This window comes from Actinomadura sp. 3N407 (assembly GCF_052245875.1).
Classification (GTDB): Bacteria; Actinomycetota; Actinomycetes; order Streptosporangiales; family Streptosporangiaceae; genus Spirillospora.
Window position 1 is genome coordinate 1 of sequence record NZ_JBQQBP010000006.1, and the last position, 13,262, is coordinate 13,262.

The following is a 13,262-nucleotide window of genomic DNA, read 5'->3' on the forward strand; positions in this document are numbered from 1 at the left end:
GCCGCCAGCGCCTCCTGCGGGAACCGCGACTCCTCATCCACCTCCGCCGCGAAAGGAGCGATCTTGGCATCGGCCAGCTCACGCACCGTACGCCGCAACAGCTCATGCTCCTCAGACGGCGCGTACGCGGGAAAGTCGCTCATCGGTCCTCCGCGGTGTCCCCGGCCGTGTCGGCGGCCCATTTACTTTGACGACAAATATTTGGGCGCCAAAATAAGCGAGGTCGCCGGACCGAGTCAAGGCGACGCTGATCACAGATGCCGCAGCAGCTTGGCGAGCACAGGGTTGTCGTTGCTTCGCCGCCACGTCAGGCTCAGCTCCACGGGCGCCGGGTCGGCGAGGTCGAGCGGCCGGAACGTCAGCCCCGCGTAGCGGAGCCGGGCCGCGGCGGCGGGCACGAGCGCGACGCCCCAGCCGGAGTTGACCAGCGCCAGGATGCTGTGCACCTGGCTGAGGTACTGCGCGTACACGGGAGTGACGCCGGCCTGCCGGAACAGGCTGATCAGCAGTTCGTGGAAGTAGCGGGCCTCGACCGGCGAGTACATGATGAACCGCTGCCCGTCGAGATCGGTCAGCCGGACGGGTCCGTCCCCGTCCGCCAGGGGATGGCCGTTGGGGATCGCGGCCAGCAGCGGCTCGCGCTCGGCGCTGCGTTCCTCCAGGTCCGGGTCCGTGACCGGCGGGCGGACCAGGCCGAGGTCCAGGCCCCCCTCCGCCAGCGCCCGCACCTGGTCCCTGGTCACCATCTCCCGCAGGACGATCCCGACGTCGGGCAGCGCCGTCCGCGCGACCTCCAGCAGCCGGCCGAGCGTGGTGTAGGCGCTGGCGGCGGTGAACCCGATCGTGATGCTCCCGGCCTCCCCCGCCGATACCTGCCGTACCGACATCGCGGCATGGTCGGCCTGGTGGAGCAGCCGGCGGGCCTCGATCAGGAACGCGCGTCCCGCCGGGGTGAGGCGCACCGAACGGTTCGTCCGGTCGAACAGCCGCACCTTCAGGTCGTTCTCCAGCAGCTGGATCTGGCGGCTCAGCGGCGGCTGCGTCATCCGCAGCCGCTCGGCGGCCCGGCCGAAGTGCAGCTCCTCGGCGACGGCCACGAAGTTCGCGAGCTGGTTGAGCGTGAACATCGATTCCCTGCGGGTATCAGTGAATGCCTTTTTCGTGTTGGACCTGGATCAATCCGTCATCCTAGCCTCGGGTCATGAAGCAGACCGCGCCCGACGAGATCGCCCGCCGGCTCGGCTCCGGCCTCCTGTCGTTCCCGATCACCCACTTCCGCGAGGACCTGTCCTTCGACGAGCCCGCCTACCGCGAGAACATCGCCGGGCTCGGCCGGGAGGGACTCGCGGGACTGTTCGCGGCGGGCGGGACGGGCGAGTTCTTCTCCCTGACGGCCGACGAGGTCCGGCAGGTCGTCCGCGCGGCGGTGCGGGACGCCCCGGACGGCGTCCCGGTGATCGCGCCCGCCGGGTACGGGACGGCGACGGCCGCCGAGATGGCCCGCGACGCCGAACGCGCCGGCGCGGACGGAGTCCTGCTCTTCCCGCCCTACCTGACCGAGGCGTCGCAGGAGGGCCTGGCCGCCCACGTGCGGGCCGTCTGCGCCGCGACGAGCCTCGGCGTGACGATCTACAGCCGCGCGAACGCCGTCTACCAGGACACGACCGTCGCCGGGATCGCCGACGCGTGCCCCAACCTCGTCGGGTTCAAGGACGGCGTCGGGAACCTGGAACTGATGACGCGGATCCGGGCCCGGCTGGGCGAGCGCCTCGTCTACATAGGCGGGCTGCCCACCGCCGAGACGTTCGCGCAGCCCTACCTGGAGATGGGCGTGACGACGTACTCCTCGGCCATCTTCAACTTCGTCCCGGAGTTCGCCCTCGGGTTCTACGACGCCGTCCGCGCCCGCGACCGGGACGAGGTGCGGCGCCGCCTGGAGGGATTCGTCCTGCCGTACTGCGAGATCCGCAACCGCCGTGCCGGATACGCCGTGAGCATCGTGAAGGCCGGCATGAGGGCCGTCGGGCGCCCGGCCGGCCCCGTCCGCCCGCCGCTGACGGACCTGACCGGCGACGAGTTCGACGCGCTGGCCGAACTCGTGAAGAGGGCGACATGACGGGCGCCGCCGGTGAGGCGACCCTCGACCGCGTCGCCCGGATCGAGCTGTCGTCGGTCACGCTGCCGCTCGCCACGCCGGTCAGCGACGCCAAGGTCCTGACGGGACGGCAGCGCCCGATGACCGAGGTCGTCTTCCTGTTCGCCGAGATCGGCACCGAGGACGGCCACGAGGGCATCGGGTTCGGCTACTCCAAACGCGCCGGCGGCCCCGGCCAGTTCGCCCACGCCGCCGAGGTCGCGCCCGCCCTCATCGGCGAGGACCCGAGCGACATCGGCAGGATCTGGACGAAGCTGGCGTGGGCGGGCGCGTCCGCCGGCCGCGGCGGCCTCGCCACCCAGGCCATCGCCGCCATCGACATCGCGCTGTGGGACCTGAAGGCCAGGCGCGCCGGGCTGCCGCTGGCCAAGCTCCTCGGGGCGCACCGCGACTCGGTCCGCTGCTACAACACCTCGGGCGGATTCCTGAACGCGCCCTTGGAGGAGGTGCTGGAGAACGCCGCCGCGTCCGTGGAGGCGGGGATCGGCGGCATCAAGATCAAGGTGGGGCATCCCGACCACGCCGAGGACATGCGCCGCGTCACCGCCGTCCGCGAGAGTCTGGGCGACGCGTTCCCGCTGATGGTCGACGCGAACCAGCAGTGGGACCGTCCGTCCGCGCTGCGCATGGGCCGTGCCCTGGACGCGTTCGGTCTCACCTGGATCGAGGAACCCCTGGACGCCCACGACGCGGAGGGGCACGCGGCGCTCGCCCGCAGGCTCGACACGCCCGTCGCGACCGGCGAGATGCTGACCAGCGTCGCCGAGCACTGCGAACTGATCGACAAGGACGCCGCCGACATCATCCAGCCGGACGCGCCGCGCATCGGCGGGATCACGAACTTCCTCAAGGTCGCCACGCTCGCCGACCACCGTCATCTGCAACTCTCGCCGCATTTCGCGATGGAGATCCACCTGCATTTGGCCGCCGCGTATCCGAGCGAGCCGTGGGTCGAGCATTTCGACTGGCTCGACCCGCTGTTCAATGAACGGCTGACCATCCGGGACGGTCGCATGCGCGTTCCGTCCCGGCCCGGCCTCGGAATCACGCTCAGCGACCAGGCCCGCGCCTGGACGAAGGAACGGGTCGTCATCGGAAAGAACCGTTGACCGGACAGGGTTCGAACCTGCGACCCGCTGTTCGTAAGACAGCCGCTCTGCCGACTGAGCTACCGGTCATCGCCCGGAGAATTGCTCCGGGACGCGCTGCTGGAGCAGGGCTCGAACCTGCATGACGTGATCCAGAATCACGCATCCTTCCCATTGGATGATCCAGCACGGGTGCCCTCCGGCGGGCGGTGGCGTCCGCCCGCCCGGGCACGGGAGAACCAGCCGGGGGTCGTTACTCCCGCCGGTCCAGTCCAGAGCCGCACCCGGGAATTGAACCCGGTTCTCCTGGGTGGAAGCCAGGCACCTCACCATTTCGGCTTGTGCGGCGTGTATCGCGGAGCCCGCGGGCTCCGCGGCACCTCTGCCAGGACTCGAACCTGGGACTTTCGCATTCGTAGTGCGACGCTCTGTTCCACTGAGCTACAGAGGCTTGCGCGGCCTTCCGGCCATGAAAAACCGCCGGGGACGTGTCTCCCTGGCGGTCTCCGGTGGAGCCTTCCGGCCTATCCAGAGGCGCCCACGGGCACGACGGAACCGCCCTTCGGTCGAACCCCGAAAGGTCGCCGCTGCCGCTGGTCGGAAATCCCGGTCATCGCGCGGCTCCCTTCTCTGCCCGTCGGTCCGATGCGTTACTCATATGGTGCGGCACGAGCCATGCATGCGCAATCGTTTTTACGCCGGCCGGACCGGGGCCCTGCGCGGCTCGGCGCGGGCCCCGGTGCGGCGGTCGATCGCGTCAGACGGCCCGGCGGCGGGAACGCGCCGAGCGGCCACGCGTGGGGGTCAGCAGTCGCTGGAGGACCCTGAACGGCAGGGTCACGACGCTGATGATCGTGCCGATGATGGCGCTGAGCGCTGCGCTGATGCGGCGCATGGGATTCACTCCTTCGAGTCGTCCTATAACGCTCAATACCCGCACATAGCGTTTTACACGGGATTTGCCCCGATGACGACGGTGGCGTGCCACTCCTCGGACGCGGTCGCCCTGGCGGCCAGGCCGCCGTGCTCGACCGCCGCGACCGCGTCCGGGACCTGACGTTCGCTCGTTTCGAACAGCAGGTGGCCACCGGGGACGAGCCACCGCGACGCCTCCGCGGTCACGCGGCGCAGGACGTCGAGGCCGTCCGCGCCGCCGTCGAGCGCCACACGCGGCTCGTGCTCGCGCGCCTCCGGCGGCATCAGCCCGACATCGTCCGTCGGGACGTAGGGCACGTTGGCGAGCAGGACGTCGACGCGCCCTCGCAGCGCGTCCGGGAGCGGTTCGAACAGGTCGCCCTCATGGGCCTGCCCGCCGAACGGCGCGATGTTGCGGCGGGCGCAGCGCACCGCCGCCGGTTCGATGTCGGCGGCGTGCAGGGCGAACTCGTCCAGGCCGTGGCGGCGGCCCGCCACGAGCGCGGCCCCCAGCGCGCCGGAACCGCAGCACAGGTCGACGACGACGGGACGCGGCGGGGTGAGGGCGGCCGCCTCCCGGACGAGGAACTCGGTGCGGCGGCGGGGGACGAAGACCCCGGGCTCCACGACGATCCGCAGGCCGCAGAACTCCGCCCAGCCGAGGACGTGTTCGAGGGGCAGCCCGGCGGCGCGCCGCTCCACCATGGCGGACACGTCGTCCGGTGTGCGGGCCGTGGAGAGGATCAGCCGCGCCTCGTCCTCGGCGAAGACGCAGCCTGCGGCGCGCAGCCTGGAGACGATGGCGGACTCGGTGAGGGGTGCTGACATGGGCGACGGCAACACTATCCCAGGCGCGCCGCGAACCGTCCCGAGCACGGGCGGGAGGGCAGGACAATGGTGTGTCGTCCGGACGGGGGGATCAGGGGTTGCCGGAGAAGCTCGACCTCAGGGCCGACTGCGCGAACTGCTTCGGGCTGTGCTGTGTCGCACTGCCTTTCGCCAAGTCGGCCGATTTCGCGGTGGACAAGGACGCGGGCGAGCCATGCCGCAACCTTCTGGCCGACTTCCGCTGCGGCATCCACGCGAACCTCCGCGAGCGGGGCTTCCAGGGCTGCACGGTCTACGACTGCTTCGGGGCCGGGCAGAAGGTGTCGCAGGGAACCTTCGGCGGTCGGGACTGGCGGCGGGGCCCGGACGTCGCGCGTCAGATGTTCCAAGTGTTCCCGGTCATGCGGCAGCTCCACGAACTGCTCTACTACCTCGATGAGGCGCTCACGCTGCCGCCCGCCGAGCCGGTGCGCGACGGCCTTCACGAGGCACGGGACGAGGTCGTCCGCCTCACCGGGGGCGGCCCCGCGGAACTCGCCGACGTGGACGTCCCGGCGGTGCGGGAGAGGGTGAACGCCCTGCTTCTGCGGGTCAGCGAGCTCGTCCGGGCCGGTGTCCCGGGACGCGGGAAGAACCGGCGGGGAGCCGACCTCATCGGGGCGAGGCTGAAGGGCGCGGACCTCCGGGGAGCGGACCTGCGCGGCGCGTACCTGATCGCCGCCGATCTGCGGGGCGCCGACCTGCGGGCGGCGGACCTGATCGGGGCCGACCTGAGGGACGCCGACCTGCGCGGCGCCGATCTCACCGGGGCCGTCTTCGTGACGCGGTCCCAGCTCGATTCGGCCCGGGGTGATGCGACCACGCGGCCGCCGGAGTCGCTGGGACGGCCCGCGCACTGGTGACACCCCCCGGGGGAACGGTCCTTGATCTTGTTTAGGGCCGTCGCCAGGGGGCATTTCCGCAGCGCACGTCATCGGGGGGCTGCGTGACGCGGGTGAGATGGTGGGGCACGGGCGTCGTGGCGCTCGTGCTGCTGATCCTCTGCGCGGGGCTGCCCCTGGTGAACGAGGCGCTGGGAGACCGCGGCGCGCCGCTGGCGCCCGGGACGGTCCTTTCGGCCGGAACGGAACGCGACGGCGCCCGCCCCGTGACGTTCGTCGTCCCGTCCGCCGGCTGGGTCCTCAGCAAGGCGGACACCTCACTGACGAGCAGCGTCGAGCTGTTCAGCGGTGACGTCGTGTTCAACCTGAACGTGGTCGTCCCGCTGGGCCCGCTGGACGCGCGGAGGCTGTGGGACGGCCTCGGGCGGATCGTCGCGGTCGGCGGGCAGACGCGGCTTGGCGCGGGGCCCGCGCCGATCACGACGGCGCACGGGCTGACCGGCCTGACCGGGAGACTCATGGGGCGGGACCGCGCGGGCATGGCCACCGTGTTCGCCACGGACACGCTCGGGGCCACGGTGACGGCCGCCGGACCGCCGCGCGCGTTCCGCGAGGTGGCCGCGGAGGTCGAGGCGATGGCGCGGAGCGTCCGGATCACGGCTCCGTGGCCATGACACGCCGCCCCGCGTTCTGGCTGTGGGCGGCGGCGTGCCTGCTCGGGGCCTGGATCGCGTGGCGGGGCATGGAGGCGGCGGTCCGGGCGTTCCCGGCCGGATCGATCGCCGGTCTCGCGCTGCTGGCGCCAGCGCTGGCGGCGGGGGTATGGGTGCTGCGGCGGCTGCATCCGGTCCGGTCGCGCCCGTCCGGGTACGCGCTGATCGCGGTGGCGTGGGGCGGGCTGGCGGCGTTCGGGCTGGCGCTGCCCACCAACGCGGCGTTCCAGGCGGTCATCGGGAAGACTGCCGGGACGGGGTTCAACTCCGCGTGGGGCGCGTCGATCGCCGCGCCGGTCGACGAGGAGATCCTGAAGCTGCTCGGTGTCGCGACGCTGGCGCTGATGGCGCCGTCCGCGATCCGCGGCCCGCTGGACGGGTGGGGGTACGGCGCGCTGACCGGGCTGGGCTTCCAGGTGTCCGAGAACTTCCTGTACGTCCTCAACACCATCGTTCTGACGGGGGCGACGCAGGACGTGAACGCGGCGCTGTTCTCGTTCGGCAGCCGGGTGGTCGGCGGCGCGTGGTGGAGCCACTGGGCGATGACGGCGGTCGGCGGCGCGGGTCTCGGGTGCCTGCTCGGCAGGGCGTCCCGGACGAGCGTGACCGTCGCGGCCGGCGGTTTCGTCCTGGCGATGGCGCTGCATTCCTGGTGGGATTCGCCTGTTCTTTTCGGTGTGCTGCTGCTGCCGGTGAAGGGCGCGCCGATCCTGCTGGCGGCGGTCGTCACCTACCGGGTCTCCCGGCGCCGCTACCTCTCGCATTTCCGGCGGACGGCGCACGCCGAGACCGCCAGGGGCGTCCTCGTTCCGGGCGAGGGGCACGTCCTCGCCTACCGCAAGTGGCGCAGGAAGGAGCGGTGGGACGTCCCGGCCGGGGAGCCGCGCCGGCTGCTCGCGCGGCTGCGCGCCACCGAGCTCGACCTGATCGAGGACGGTCTCGGCGGCCTGGAACGCGATCCCCGGTCCGCGGACCGGCTGCGGGCCGACGTCCGGGATCTGCGCCGGCACCTCAACGCGTCCGCCGGGCGACCCCGCGTGGCCTGAGAGGAGGACGGCGGCGAAGACGACGGCGGCGAGGACGTGCCGGCCTGCTCGTTCCGGCCGGCCGGTGAACGGCTCCGCGCGGCGGCGCTCAGGCCCCGCCGCGCCGCCGTTTGCCCCATACCGCCTCGGGTACCGCCCCTGCGGAGATCACGGCTCGGCCGGGGGAGATGCGCGATGGCGGGACGGATGGGCAGGTCGACGGCCGAGGGGCTGGAGAAGGTCGCCTGGGGTGTCAACGACAGGCTCGGTTCGACGCAGTTCCTGCACAAGAACATCGGCAAGGCGTTCCCCAAGCACTGGTCGTTCCTGCTCGGCGAGATCGCGCTCTACTCGTTCATCATCCTGCTGATCACCGGCGTCTACCTGACGCTGTTCTTCAAGCCGAGCGGCGCGCACATCGTCTACGACGGCTCGTACACGTCGTTGAACGGCCTCCAGATGAGCGAGGCGTACGCGTCCACGCTGCACATCTCGTTCGATGTGCGCGGCGGCCTGCTGATGCGGCAGATCCACCACTGGGGGGCGATCGTCTTCCTCGCCGCGATCAGCATCCACCTGATGCGCATCTTCTTCACCGGCGCGTTCCGCAAGCCGCGCGAGATCAACTGGCTGATCGGCGTCACGCTGTTCGTGCTGGCGCTGGCCGAGGGGTTCGCCGGCTACTCGCTCCCCGACGACCTGCTGTCCGGCACCGGCCTGCGGATCATGCAGGGCATCGTGATGTCGATCCCCGTCGTCGGCACCTACCTGAGCCTGTGGGTCTTCGGCGGCGAGTTCCCCGCCAGCGAGAGCTTCATCCCGCGGCTGTTCACCGTGCACATCCTGCTCATCCCCGGGCTGCTGCTCGCGCTCATCACCGCGCACCTGATGATCCTCTGGCACCAGACGCACACCATCTGGCCGGGCAAGGGACGGCGGGAGCGGCTGGTCTCCGGGGAGCCGACGTTTCCGCACTTCGCCGCGCAGAGCGCCGCGTACTTCCTGTTCACGTTCGGGGTCCTGGCCGGGATGGGGGCGTTCCTGCAGATCAACCCCGTGTGGCTCTACGGCCCGTACGAGCCGGACCAAATCTCGATCGGCTCGCAGCCCGACTGGTACGTCGGCTTCCTCGAAGGCTCCCTGCGCATCATGCCGCCCCTGGAGACGACCCTGTTCGGGCACAGCATCTCGTGGAACGTGCTGCTGCCCGCGGTCATCCTGCCGGGGGTCTTCTTCACTCTCATCGCGATGTACCCGTTCGCGGAACGCTGGGCCACGGGAGACGAACGTCTCCATCACCTGCTCGACCGCCCGCGCAACGCCGCGACGAGGACCGCGATCGGCATGGCCGCCGTCGCCTGGTACGGCAACCTGTGGGCGGCGGGCGGCAACGACATCATCGCGTTCGTCTTCGGCATCCCCCTGTACTGGACGACCTGGTTCTTCCGTGTGGGGTTCTTCGCCGCGCCGATCCTGGCGTTCATCGTCACGCGGCGGATCTGCCTCAGCCTCCAGCGCCGGGACCTGCAAGAGCGCGAGGAGGGCGTGGAGAGCGGCCTGATCTCGCTGAGCCCGGAAGGCGGATACAGCGAACGGCACGAGCAGCCGTCGGACGATCAGGAGGCGCTCCTGCGGACCCGGCGGCCGGGGGAACTCGTCGCCCCCTACCCCAACCACCTCATCCCGCTGCCGACGCCGGACCGGGCCCGCACCCAGGTACGGACCCGCGCCAACCGCTTCTACATGAACTACCAGGCCGAGTCGTACGGCGGCGGTCAGGGCGACCTGGACCCCGGCTCGCAGGACGACGGCGACTGAGCCCCGGTCGTCGTCCATCGGGGGCGTCCCGCTGTCGGGTGTCGGCTGTTAGGGCAGGTCGCCGGTCGGTCGGGGCGGGTCCCGCCTACCCCTTGTCCTTGGGCTCGGGGAGGGCCGGCTCGGCCTCCTGCGGCGGTTCCAGGGGCGGGTAGTGCAGGTCGAACGCGGGGCGGACGGAACGGATCCGCGGCATCGCCGTGAAGTTGTGCCGCGGCGGGGGGCACGACGTGGCCCACTCCAGCGAACCGCCGGCGCCCCACGGGTCGTCCTTCCCGACCCGTTCGCCGCGCCGGTGCGTCCGCCAGATGTTCCACAGGAACGCGAACGTCGAGGCGCCGAGGATGAACGAGCCGATCGATGACACGAGGTTCAGCGCGGCGAACTCGTCGGGGTAGTCGGCGTACCGGCGGGGCATGCCCTCGGCGCCGAGCCAGTGCTGGACGAGGAACGTCGTGTGGAAGCCGACGAACAGCGACCAGAAGTGGACCTTCCCCCAGGCCTCGTTCAGCTTCTTGCCGGTCATCTTCGGCCACCAGAAGTAGAAGCCGCCGAACATGGCGAACACGACGGTGCCGAAGACGACGTAGTGGAAGTGGCCGACGACGAAGTAGGAGTCGGTGAGGTGGAAGTCCATGGGCGGGGACGCGAGGATCACCCCGGTCAGGCCGCCGAACAGGAACGTGGCGAGGAACCCGAGCGCGAACAGCATCGGGGCCTCGAACGTCAGGTGCCCCTTCCACAGGGTGCCGACCCAGTTGAAGAACTTGATGCCGGTCGGAACGGCGATCATGAAGGAGGTCAGGGAGAAGAACGGCAGCAGGACCTGGCCGGTGGCGAACATGTGGTGCGCCCAGACCGTCATCGACAGCCCGGTGATCGCGATGGTGGCCCCCACCATGCCGAGGTAGCCGAAGATGGGCTTGCGGGCGAACACCGGGATGATCTCGGTGATGATCCCGAAGAACGGGAGCGCGATGATGTAGACCTCGGGGTGGCCGAAGAACCAGAACAGGTGCTGCCAGATCATCGCGCCGCCGTGCGACGGATCGTAGATGTGCGCGCCGAGCTTGCGGTCGGCCTCCAGGGCCAGCAGCGCGGCGGCGAGGACGGGGAAGGCCAGCAGCACCATCACGCTGGTCAGCAGGATGTTCCACGTGAAGATCGGCATCCGGAACATCACCATGCCGGGGGCGCGCATCGCGATGATCGTGGTGATCAGGTTGACCGAGGTGAAGATCGTCCCGAATCCGGACAGCACCAGGCCCATCACCCACAGGTCGCCGCCGAGGCCGGGCGAGTAGGTCGCCGAGGCCAGCGGGGAGTAGGAGAACCAGCCGAAGGCCGCCGCGCCGCCCGGCACGACGAACCCCGCCAGCACCATGAGCGCGCCGAACAGGAACAGCCAGTAGCTGAGCGTGTTGAGGCGCGGGAACGCCACGTCCGGGGCGCCGATCTGCAGCGGGACGATCACGTTGGCGAACCCGGCGAACAGCGGGGTCGCGAACAGCAGCAGCATGATCGTGCCGTGCATGGTGAACATCTGGTTGTACTGCTGGTTGTCCACCACCTGCAGCCCGGGCTCCAGCAGTTCGGCCCGGATGACCATGGCCATCAGCCCGGCGATCAGGAAGAGCGCGAACGAGGTGCTGAGATACAGGTAGCCGACGACCTTGTGGTCCGTCGTCGCCAGCACGTTCCCGATCTTGGTGCCCCGGCGGTGCCGCCCGAGCGCGTCGGCGACACTGGCGTCGTCCCTTCCCTGGACCGCCGTCATCCGGCCTCCCTCCCTCGTCCGAACCCACCGGGGCACTTGCCGCGCAGCCCCGCTTCAAACGCGGGGAACGGCGCATCGTCCGCCCGTCTCCGGGCACGACGGCACCATGGAGCAGATGACGCTGACGAGCCCCGCGTTCACCGGCGACGGCCCGATCCCGGTGACCCATTCGCACGAGTCGGGGGACGTCTCCCCCGAGCTGAGATGGTCCGGTGTACCCGCCGCCTGCCTCGAGCTCCTGCTGACGTGCGAGGACCCGGACGCCCCCGGCGGCACGTTCGTCCACTGGATGCTGGGCGGGATTCCGCCGGAGCGCGACGGGCTCGGCGCCGGGGAGGACCGTCCCCGCATCGCCAAGGGCCGCAACGACTTCGGCGACAACGGCTACGGAGGCCCGCAACCGCCCGTAGGCGACCCGGCGCACCGCTACGTGTTCACCCTGTACGCGCTGCGCAGGCCGTCCGGCCTGACCTCCGGGTTCTCGGTGGACGACCTGCGCGCCGCACTGAAGGACAACGTGCTCGCCACCGCCACCCTCGTCGGCACCTACGCCCGCTGAACCGGGCGGCCGGCCGCCCGCCGGGTCAGAGGTCCTCGTCGTCCTCGCGGCTCAACTCCTCCTCGACGGGGCTCCGCTCGGAGTGCCGCATGTGCTCGGCGAGGCCGGGTTTCTCGTGCCGCCTGCGCTGGTGGTCCTGCTCGGACGGGCTGCGCCCCGGATCCGGGTCGATCGGCAGCGAGCGCACGACCTCGGCCACGCTGTCGTAGGTGCCGAGCGGCAGCGACGCCAGCGCGCGCTCCGCCTGCGTCTCCGGTCTCCTGCCGTGCGCGTGCTCCACGATCTTCTGCTTGCTCGCCGGGAACGCGAGGTCCCCGAGCAGTTCCTCGATCTGCCGGGTGTCGGCGAGTTTCATGATGGCCCCCTGTCGCCTGGCTGCGCGCGTGGCGCCGTCCTGTCGCGGGACTGCCCGCCGCGCCGCGCCCCAAACGGGGTCAGGGGACGGCGCGCAGGTGCACGTCGCGCAGGGTCACGGGGCTGTGTTCGGGAAAGGTGCCCGGGCGGCGGCCCTCGATGAGGGCGTCCAGGCGGTGCAGGAAGAGGCCCTCGCGGAGCGCCCACGGGCAGATGTCGAGCCGGTCGAGGGCGAGGACGTCCATCACCGCCTCGGCCACGATCGCGCCGGCGAGGATCTGGCGGGCCCGTGACGCCTTCACCCCGCGCAGCTCGGCCCGCTCCGCGTCGGACCGCACCGCCAGCCTCGGGATCCAGCGGTGCAGCTCGCGCCGGTCGAGGTGCCGCTCCCGGTAGGGGCCGGCCTTCGCCTTCGGGGCGCCGCACAGCCGGGCGAGCTGGGTGAACGTCTTGGACGTCGCCACGGCGGTGACCGGCGGCGGCAGCTGCGCGATCCCCCGCGTCGCCTCTTCCAGGACGGACCTGACATGGTCGCGCAGCGCCTTGCGGGTGCGTTTCGGGACGGGACGGCGCGGCGGCAGGTGATGGCGGGTGAGGCGGCCCGCGCCGAGCGGCAGCGACAGCGCGATCTCCGGTTCCAGGCCCGCGCCGCAGGCCAGTTCCATGGAGCCGCCGCCGATGTCGGCCAGCAGCATCGGGCCGGCGGACCAGCCGCGCCACCGCCGGGCCGCGAGGAACGTCAGCCGCGCCTCCTGCTCGCCGGTGAGGAACCCGAGGCCGATGCCCGTGGCGGCGCGGACCTCGGCGGCGACGTCGTCGCGGTTGGCGGCGTCCCGCAGCGCGGACGTCGCGAACGGGATCAGCTCGTCGACGTCGAGCGCGGCCGCGGCGGCGACCGACTCCCGCACCGCGCCGATCAGCCGCCCGACGGCGGGCCGGTGGATGACGCCGTGCTTGTCGGTCGCCTCGGCCAGGCGGACCGCGGTCTTCACCGACCGGACGGGCAGGGGCGCGTGCCCGGGGTCGAGGTCGGCGACCAGCAGGTGAGCCGAGTTGGAGCCGATGTCGAGTACGCCGAGACGCAGGGGTGCGACTTCCATGGGCGTGCTTTACCCCGATGGGACGTTCTCAGTCGGCGCGGCGCCGCCCGGC

The 13,262-nt window shown here is 71.3% G+C and carries 14 protein-coding genes and 4 tRNA genes; 7 read left to right on the forward strand and 11 right to left on the reverse strand.

Going from position 1 to position 13,262, the window contains the following annotated elements:
* Both ACTWPP_RS16425 and ACTWPP_RS16430 read right to left on the reverse strand, forming a co-directional pair.
* Positions 1 to 182: acyl-CoA dehydrogenase family protein (locus ACTWPP_RS16425; protein ID WP_443105127.1), on the reverse strand; the 182-nt coding region annotated here is incomplete at its 3' end.
* 69 nt (positions 183 to 251) lie between these two features.
* Positions 252 to 1,127 carry a LysR substrate-binding domain-containing protein gene (locus tag ACTWPP_RS16430; RefSeq protein WP_443105128.1) on the reverse strand — a complete coding sequence of 292 codons (876 nt, stop codon included), beginning with the start codon at positions 1,125 to 1,127 and terminating at the stop codon, positions 252 to 254.
* A 74-nt stretch (positions 1,128 to 1,201) separates the two neighbouring features.
* Here ACTWPP_RS16430 and kdgD point away from each other — a divergent pair, with 74 nt between their 5' ends.
* Both kdgD and ACTWPP_RS16440 read left to right on the forward strand, forming a co-directional pair.
* On the forward strand, positions 1,202 to 2,116 hold the full coding sequence (gene kdgD / locus ACTWPP_RS16435) for a 5-dehydro-4-deoxyglucarate dehydratase (RefSeq protein WP_443105129.1): 915 nt from the start codon (positions 1,202 to 1,204) through the stop codon (positions 2,114 to 2,116).
* Complete coding sequence (locus ACTWPP_RS16440; RefSeq protein ID WP_443105130.1) at positions 2,113 to 3,264, forward strand: L-talarate/galactarate dehydratase; 1,152 nt, start codon at positions 2,113 to 2,115, stop codon at positions 3,262 to 3,264. The genes kdgD and ACTWPP_RS16440 overlap by 4 nt, the downstream gene beginning before the upstream one ends.
* On the opposite strand, the gene ACTWPP_RS16445 is transcribed toward ACTWPP_RS16440, so the two are convergent.
* From ACTWPP_RS16445 to ACTWPP_RS16470, 6 genes are all read right to left on the reverse strand, one after another.
* Positions 3,261 to 3,333, reverse strand: a tRNA-Val gene (locus ACTWPP_RS16445). The two genes, ACTWPP_RS16440 and ACTWPP_RS16445, sit on opposite strands and share 4 nt — an antisense overlap.
* Positions 3,334 to 3,360: 27 nt before the next feature.
* Positions 3,361 to 3,432 (reverse strand) — tRNA-Gln (locus ACTWPP_RS16450).
* Positions 3,433 to 3,519: 87 nt separating this feature from the next.
* A tRNA-Gly gene (locus ACTWPP_RS16455) sits at positions 3,520 to 3,591 on the reverse strand.
* Positions 3,592 to 3,620: 29 nt separating this feature from the next.
* Positions 3,621 to 3,694, reverse strand: a tRNA-Arg gene (locus ACTWPP_RS16460).
* Positions 3,695 to 4,000: 306 nt separating this feature from the next.
* Positions 4,001 to 4,138: an LPFR motif small protein gene (locus ACTWPP_RS16465; protein ID WP_443105131.1), complete on the reverse strand. Its 138-nt coding sequence runs from the start codon at positions 4,136 to 4,138 to the stop codon at positions 4,001 to 4,003.
* Between the two features lie 53 nt (positions 4,139 to 4,191).
* Complete coding sequence (locus ACTWPP_RS16470) at positions 4,192 to 4,986, reverse strand: putative protein N(5)-glutamine methyltransferase (protein ID WP_443105132.1); 795 nt, start codon at positions 4,984 to 4,986, stop codon at positions 4,192 to 4,194.
* Between the two features lie 98 nt (positions 4,987 to 5,084).
* Here ACTWPP_RS16470 and ACTWPP_RS16475 point away from each other — a divergent pair, with 98 nt between their 5' ends.
* The 4 genes from ACTWPP_RS16475 to qcrB all read left to right on the forward strand — a co-directional run bounded on the left by ACTWPP_RS16475 (position 5,085) and on the right by qcrB (position 9,423).
* Positions 5,085 to 5,888, forward strand: a complete 804-nt coding sequence (locus tag ACTWPP_RS16475; protein ID WP_443105133.1) for a pentapeptide repeat-containing protein — start codon at positions 5,085 to 5,087, stop codon at positions 5,886 to 5,888.
* 83 nt (positions 5,889 to 5,971) lie between these two features.
* Positions 5,972 to 6,541, forward strand: coding sequence for a hypothetical protein (locus ACTWPP_RS16480; RefSeq protein ID WP_443105134.1), 570 nt, complete (start codon positions 5,972 to 5,974; stop codon positions 6,539 to 6,541).
* Positions 6,538 to 7,626 (forward strand): PrsW family intramembrane metalloprotease, encoded by a 1,089-nt coding sequence (locus ACTWPP_RS16485; RefSeq protein ID WP_443105569.1) that lies wholly within the window; start codon positions 6,538 to 6,540, stop codon positions 7,624 to 7,626. The genes ACTWPP_RS16480 and ACTWPP_RS16485 overlap by 4 nt, the downstream gene beginning before the upstream one ends.
* A 174-nt stretch (positions 7,627 to 7,800) precedes the next feature.
* Complete coding sequence (qcrB, locus tag ACTWPP_RS16490) at positions 7,801 to 9,423, forward strand: cytochrome bc1 complex cytochrome b subunit (protein WP_443105135.1); 1,623 nt, start codon at positions 7,801 to 7,803, stop codon at positions 9,421 to 9,423.
* A gap of 85 nt (positions 9,424 to 9,508) precedes the next feature.
* Here the strand turns inward: qcrB and ctaD are convergent, their stop codons facing one another.
* A complete protein-coding gene (gene ctaD, locus ACTWPP_RS16495; RefSeq protein ID WP_443105136.1) occupies positions 9,509 to 11,197 on the reverse strand; it encodes an aa3-type cytochrome oxidase subunit I in 1,689 nt (562 codons plus the stop codon).
* A 115-nt stretch (positions 11,198 to 11,312) separates the two neighbouring features.
* Between ctaD and ACTWPP_RS16500 the strand changes: the two genes are divergently transcribed.
* Positions 11,313 to 11,756, forward strand: a complete 444-nt coding sequence (locus tag ACTWPP_RS16500) for a YbhB/YbcL family Raf kinase inhibitor-like protein (RefSeq protein ID WP_443105137.1) — start codon at positions 11,313 to 11,315, stop codon at positions 11,754 to 11,756.
* A 25-nt stretch (positions 11,757 to 11,781) separates the two neighbouring features.
* Here the strand turns inward: ACTWPP_RS16500 and ACTWPP_RS16505 are convergent, their stop codons facing one another.
* Together ACTWPP_RS16505 and ACTWPP_RS16510 are read right to left on the reverse strand one after the other, a co-directional pair.
* A complete protein-coding gene (locus ACTWPP_RS16505; RefSeq protein ID WP_443105138.1) occupies positions 11,782 to 12,111 on the reverse strand; it encodes a DUF2795 domain-containing protein in 330 nt (109 codons plus the stop codon).
* A gap of 79 nt (positions 12,112 to 12,190) precedes the next feature.
* Entirely contained in the window at positions 12,191 to 13,210 is a 1,020-nt protein-coding gene (locus ACTWPP_RS16510; protein WP_443105139.1) for a Ppx/GppA phosphatase family protein, read from the reverse strand.
* Positions 13,211 to 13,262: the final 52 nt, after the last annotated feature.